Source organism: Antarctobacter heliothermus (genome assembly GCF_900188425.1).
Lineage (GTDB): Bacteria > Pseudomonadota > Alphaproteobacteria > Rhodobacterales > Rhodobacteraceae > Antarctobacter > Antarctobacter heliothermus.
The window spans coordinates 20,833-27,092 of record NZ_FZON01000058.1; the positions used below are offsets into that span (position 1 = coordinate 20,833).

General features: G+C 63.8%; 5 protein-coding genes. All 5 read right to left on the reverse strand.

The features are described 5' to 3' along the window. Nucleotides 1–258: 258 nt before the first annotated feature. Nucleotides 259–933: a YcbK family protein gene (locus tag CHB90_RS21235; protein ID WP_089279822.1), complete on the reverse strand. Its 675-nt coding sequence runs from the start codon at nucleotides 931–933 to the stop codon at nucleotides 259–261. A gap of 508 nt (nucleotides 934–1,441) precedes the next feature. Further along, on the reverse strand, nucleotides 1,442–1,756 hold the full coding sequence (locus tag CHB90_RS21240) for a hypothetical protein (protein WP_089279823.1): 315 nt from the start codon (nucleotides 1,754–1,756) through the stop codon (nucleotides 1,442–1,444). A 54-nt stretch (nucleotides 1,757–1,810) separates the two neighbouring features. Continuing rightward, entirely contained in the window at nucleotides 1,811–2,050 is a 240-nt protein-coding gene (locus CHB90_RS21245; RefSeq protein WP_089279824.1) for a hypothetical protein, read from the reverse strand. Nucleotides 2,051–2,063: 13 nt separating this feature from the next. After that, nucleotides 2,064–3,455: a DUF2793 domain-containing protein gene (locus CHB90_RS27115; RefSeq protein ID WP_245823329.1), complete on the reverse strand. Its 1,392-nt coding sequence runs from the start codon at nucleotides 3,453–3,455 to the stop codon at nucleotides 2,064–2,066. 8 nt (nucleotides 3,456–3,463) lie between these two features. Further along, nucleotides 3,464–6,260: baseplate multidomain protein megatron (locus tag CHB90_RS21260; protein ID WP_170941142.1), on the reverse strand; the 2,797-nt coding region annotated here is incomplete at its 5' end.

The window sequence follows — 6,260 nt, forward strand, 5'->3', positions numbered from 1 at the left end:
GATGCCCTATGCAAAGCAGATTTCCAATGCACCTGAGCCCACGCTGTGGCGGGAGGGAACGGGCCGTGACGCCGTTTCGGTCCCCCGCGATGGCGAACGGCCGCTGCCGGATGCACGGGGGAAACTCTCCCGGCGAACCGACCGGTAACGCCAATGCGCACAAGCATGGCCGCTACACCGCCGAGCGGCGAGAACTGGCGGCGCTCATCCGCTCCATGCGGGGGTTATCGAAGAGGTGGTTTCCTAGACCGCTAGCGATCATCGCCACCCCCGTTTCCAGTCGTCGAGGCGTGCATAGATCGTGGCAGCAATGCCCAAGAGTGCCACGGCGATGAACACCCAGCGCAGCGTATCAAGGTACGGCACCAGTGGCAGGACGGCGGATTGCGTTTCTGAAAGTACCTCCTGCGCCACCTCGACCCCGGCCGCGCCCAGTGTCGCCACCCCGGCCGCCCCGCCACCTTTCATCGTGCGGCTTTCGGCCAGCACCTCGCGCGCGGGCGGCGTGTCCTCAGCGAAGGCTGTCGCCCGGATCGGAAACCGCTCGCCCCACTGACGCGCGGGCCCGAGATCGACATGGATGAAACCCGAGTGCGGATAGAACCCAAGACCCAGGAAGCCTATAGCGCGTGCCGCCGCCTCAAACGTCACCGGGTCGTGGTTCGACATTGCGATGTCGAAGGCCGCGCCGTCCATGTGCTTCGAGCGGGTTGCGCCGCCAACGGCACGATTGTGCTCCGGGCTGCGATAGGCCGAGCGCACGATCAGCGGCTTGCCCAGCCGGTCGCGCAACGCCTGCAGCTTTTCGAGCGCGGGCTCGTTGATCAGCAGCTTGCCTGTGCCGCGGCAGGCAATTTCGGCGGGCGAGAAATTGGTCCAGCGCCAGGCTTTCTCAGGCACGTCCCGCCAATGGTTGTAAAAGGTCGTGGTCATGGTGTCCTCCAGAAACAAAAAAACCCGCCACGCGGGCGGGTCGAATGGGCAGTGGATTTATTCAGAACAGCGGCTACGGACCGCCGCGGAAGATCTTGAGCGTGCTGGCGATGCCCGCGAGCAGCGCCAGCATCATGCCAGTGGTGAGCAGCGTCGCCCCGTCAAAGTAGGTGTCCGTCGGCCGAAAGACGCGAGGGAAATGTCGCGGATCGTTTATCCAATTGTCACCTGTTCACACCGCGATCTTGCCCAGGTGCAACAAGTTGCCCCTTTCCAGAAAAGACTTTCCGCAAAGGTTGGGGTACACTTCAGGCATGGATCGGACTCGATCCACCGCTTTTTGACTCAGCTAACTGGAACTGGCGGGCCGGATGTGCGGTGGGCTATCGAGGCCTGCGGTGCTTCCAGGCCATTCTTCCGGCTCGGCTTTTCCCGATAGGTTGCGGTTGAGAACATGGCCCCGCACCGCTGCGCCTTCAGGGCGTGCGATCTGCGGCCGGTGCATCTGTCAAAACCTGGCGACCAGTTCTGCGAGTCCGGTTGGGGCGTCTGGCCACACCGGATCGGCACCGGACGAGACCGCGGCACGCGACGCCGCGAGCGTTTCGGCGTTCCAGAGTCTTGATGCACGGAACACCGCCATCTCAGCGCGCGAGAGATCTCCTGCGATTGCCGCCCCGACCAGGTTCATCTGGGTCCGGTCGTCAAAGACCGCTGCGATGCGGCGTCTGGCTTCGGCTTTTAACGCAACACGAACGTCTTTCTGTTTGCGGACCGCCCGCGCTTCGTTAGTCTGCACCTTTGAGAAATCAATATTGGCCATCACATGTCCTCCTCATAAATACCCGCCAGAACGTCGAACGCGGGAAGCAGGATCTCACCATCCGTCACGTCCGCATGCGGCACCGATGGGCAGGACAAGAGAGATCTGCAGGATCCCAGTGATGCGTGTCACCGGCCCGGCGAAGAGGTTCGACGCAATTGCGTCCGCTGGCAAGACGTCACCTTCCTGCAGTGGGCCAAAATCGAATGCCTCGCCGTTGAGCGCCAGAACATCGCCGGATTTGACTGCGACCAGCGGCGTGTCCCGGCGCTGCGGCACCAGAGTGATGTTCATGGAAAGCACCTCCTCAGAACCAGCGGCCAAAAGCGACGCCCAGCAAAGGGACCGTATCGCCGGAGACAAATGCCGCGCTGCCAGAGGCCCAGACCTCGGCTGAAAGCGCCGTGGGTGTGTTGTTTCCAGCGACTGGTTGCATATCCCCGCGTCCAACACCGCTGGCCGGGCCGTCCGTCGCCCATGCGCCGCCGTTGAGCGTCAGCGTGACGGCATTGGGCGACGATGCGAACCCTGCCGGATGAATCCAGTTCGCGGCGCAATACTCCGCATTGATATAGCCTGCGAGCAGGTCTGCGCGCGTGCAGATCTGCGTGCCATCGGCGAACCGTACATAGTCGCCATTGGCGTTGGAGCCGCGCTCGATGACGGCCCCGGTCGGCACACCTCCGGTCTGGCTGACAGGTCCGAGAATGCTGTCGGTGGCAACGACCGTCTGCCAGGCATCCCAAGTCGTGCTGGCCTTGTTGCGGAACTTGAGCTGGGGGGAGAGAGTGCCGTATTGCACGGCGATCTGCCAAAGGTAGCCGCTGGCATCGCCGAGCACACCGTTGCCGCAGATCAACCCGTAGGCGCCGTTCAGGGTGGGAAACGGGTTGTCCCCTGTCGGCGGCGTCACCGAGGCCCCGCCGTAACCGAAGAAGAACCCGGCCAGACCATGCGCATCCAGATCCGCGACATTTGGCCCTGCGTCCAGACCCAGCCCGAAGGCGCCCACACGCAACAGCCGCCCAGTGGTCGAGTCCAGCGCGTCAGACTGGACCGCCTCACCGGTAAGACTGCCAGTCGTGCGGTTGACAATGAGCGCGTCCAACCAGGCACTGCCGTCAGGACTGACCTTGATGGCAAAATCGTCCGATCCGGCCAGCCCCATCTCCGCCCGGCCGGAAAACCCGGTCTGGTAAAGCAGCGATGCGGTATTGCCCGCAGCGGCCTTGTTGATCTTCACCTGATGCCCGGCACCGTCATGGCTGAGCAGAATGGCCGGGGCCGAGACCGAAAGCCGGTTTATCGTGTCGGCCGTGGCGTTGATCCCAATCAGGTCAAGGTTCTGCAACTCTGACGGCAGAATGTCCGACCATGTTGAACCGTCCCAGACCAGCAGTAGCCCCTCGTCCTCGACCCATGCGCGCCAGCCGCTGCGCGGCGGCAGGCGCAGCCATGTGCCATCCGTCCAGAGTGCCACGTTCAGATCCCAGCCGGACCAGTCGCCGGTGGCGCCCGAAGCGACGATGTAACGGTCGCCATCTGCAGGTGAACCGGGCGGCGCGGTCAGATCCCGGTCGAGAACGGAGAGCTGCACAAGCCCGTCGAGGATCCGGAGCGCCTCGTTATGGGTGACATGCTTCTGGGCCTGCGCCGCCAGAATGTAAGGCAGCAGCAGGTTGGTCGTGGTGTCGGACATGGGCGTTCTCAGAAGTTGAGGGTGATGATTTGGGCGGCACCCCGCCCGATCAGAGCGGAGAGCAGGAAGATGCGGATTGTCAGCGTATCGCCGGGGCCGAGCAGTGGGCCCCAATCAGTGATCTGGTCGGCCGCGGTGTAGACGGCACTGGTCGTGGCGGTGATCAGCGTGCGCTTCACCGTCCCGCCATCGAGGATCTCGACTTCATAGGCCTCGACCTCTTCGACCAGGGGCACCTCCACCGCGCCCCAACTGTCGGCGGAAAGCGCCCGGGATCGACGTTTCCAACGAAGGGTCAGATCTCCCAGCACGCGCGGCTTGCGCCATGGCTGCTCCACATGAGCCACCGAGAATGGCCGGAGCCCGACCCCCGCAGGCGTGAAACTCGCCGCGACATAGCTGTCATCGCTGACCGGGTGGGTCGCGGGACCGATGCGCCAATTCCAGGGAAGCCCGAGGTCCCCTTCGGCGATCGGCAACGCGGCCAGCGTCTCGTCCAGCACCACCACCCGCGCGCCCGCAGGCGCCGGGGTCCCCATGGCCCCTTCGGTTCCACGCTGTCCGCGCAGAAGGCGGGTCAGACGATAGCGGCCCGGTGCGATCAACTCGGTGATGCCTGCCTGCAGGATCTCCCAGACGCCCGGCGCAGTTTCCACTGCCAGTGCATTGGCCCCGCCAAACAGGGTCAGGTCGCTGACGCTCTCCAGCGTGCCGGAGAGCAGATCTACTTCCAGCGCATTGCCGAGATCAAACCGCGAAGTGGGGCCAGCGTAGAAATCCGAGACCAGCGCGCCGATCCGCGCGGAGCTGCCAAATGTCGTCAGCACTTCAAAGCTGTCCATTGAGGGGCTGCGGAACACCGCCATCTCACCCGGCCAGGGATCCGCAAAAGCTGCCACAAATGGCCGGTGTGCAGCCTGATCCTCGCTCAACTGCGGCAGATCGAGGAACATCACCTCCGGGGCGCCGAACACCGCGACTGGGCTCGGGGATGTTGGCCTCGCCTCGCCAGGTGGAACTTCGAGGCTTTCCAAATCCTGGCGCAGGGCTTCGATGCCCCGGGCGTCTGAATCGGCGATGGAGACAAGCCGCAGCGGCATCTGTCTCCCGTCATGCGCCAGCGTCACCACGTCGGCGGGATCAAGGGCCAGCCGCGAGGGCGGCAGCCGGAAGGTCGCGCTTTCTCGGGCGGTCCAGGCTTCCATCAAGGCGCGTTGGCAGCGGCGTTCGGCCTCTTCGGGCGGAACTGCAATGGGGAAGGCCTCGGAGGTGACGCGGGTCGAGTCGACGGTGATGCGCCGGGCCTCGACCTGCGCGGTGTCATAGTCGCCGTCCGCGCGGGTGACCTGCCATTTCAGCGCCTGGGGCAGCTCGGTCTCCTGCGCGCGGACCAGTTCCAGAATGTCCCCCTCGCGCGGGGCAACAAGATCGTCATGGGTCAGACTGACAACGGCGCCGCGGCCGCGCATGAGGAACCTGATCTGCCCTTCACTCTCAACCGCATCAAACCCGAAATGCCGCGCCAGCGTGGAGATCGAGGCCCGCGGCGATTCCAGTGCGGTGAGGATGTAGCCCTCGACAGAGCCTGTCAGACCGGTCGTGTCGACAAAGGCGGCGGGGAGCCCGGCACGCAGACAGAGGTCCCGGACAAGGGCGGCTAGCGACCCGCCGCCTATGCGACCGATCAGCCAATGCCCGCGCTGCCAGTTTGGCCCATCTGTCCAGATCTCGGTGAGGGCGGGGAAATGCGGATAGGGCCGTGCATCCCAGGTCCAGGCGGCACAGTCGGGCAGATCGATCATAGGTGCGCTGTAGATTGTGGACACGGGGTTGTTTGCGGCTTCCCCCCAATAGGTGAGAAGGGCTTCGTAATACGCCCGCTGGATCGCATCGTCGCGCCAACCGCGCGAGAAATAAGGCGCGGCACTTTCCGAGGATTTGGGATCGAAGAAGACGTTGGGCTGATTGGTGCCCCGGTCGATGGCGGGGCAGCCGCATTCGGTGAAGACAATGGGTTTGGACTGCGGGATCCAGGCTGTGGGCGATCCGCTTTCCACCCCACCGGGTCGGTCAAAATGCGCATTGGCCCACCAGGCGTTCAGGTCCTTGGGTCGAAAAACCCAGGGCTTGCCCAAACCGTCCTCGATGGGGCTGCGGGTCTGGCCTGTCCGGTCGGCACCCGAGGCATAGAACCAATCATGGCCCTCGCCACCTTCGATGTTGGCTTGCAGATAGGCGCGATCGTAGATCGACGGCCAGCCCGCCTGGGCATCAAGATGGGCCGACCCGTCACGCCAATCGGAGAGCGGCAGGTAATTGTCGATGCCGATAAAATCGATCTCTGGATCGGCCCAGAGCGGGTCGAGATGAAAAAAGACGCTTGTGACCGGCTCGGAACTGGCCAACGGCAGCATGGGCGCGCTGTAGCTGACCAGTTTGTCGAAATTGCCCGAGTAGTATGGCTCTTCGAGCTGCAGCACGATCCGCAGCGCTACGATGTCGGCATTGTCGCGCGTATAGCTCAAAGACCGGGCGTGATCTCCGGGATCGGATTCAATGAGGTTGCGTGAGGCGATCACACTGGCAAAGCTTGCCATGCGCAGCCCGTCCGGCAAGACGCTGTCGATCTTGGCCTGGGTGAGGCCGTAGAAGGTGAGGATGTCATTGCAGGGACCGATGGAACTGCCCTGCTGGATGGTCATGATGTCGGTGTAGGTCAGTTCGGTGCCGAGGGGGACATCGCCGATCCAGAGATCGTGAATGGCGTAATAGATTGCCTTGGAGTCACGTCCGGTCTGCGAAAGG

Bases quoted from the DNA above. Each gene is read 5' to 3' on its own strand.
- CHB90_RS21235 (WP_089279822.1), bottom strand. From the start codon at position 933: ATGACCACGACCTTTTACAACCATTGGCGGGACGTGCCTGAGAAAGCC.
- CHB90_RS21240 (WP_089279823.1), bottom strand. From the start codon at position 1,756: ATGGCCAATATTGATTTCTCAAAGGTGCAGACTAACGAAGCGCGGGCG.
- CHB90_RS21245 (WP_089279824.1), bottom strand. From the start codon at position 2,050: ATGAACATCACTCTGGTGCCGCAGCGCCGGGACACGCCGCTGGTCGCA.
- CHB90_RS27115 (WP_245823329.1), bottom strand. From the start codon at position 3,455: ATGTCCGACACCACGACCAACCTGCTGCTGCCTTACATTCTGGCGGCG.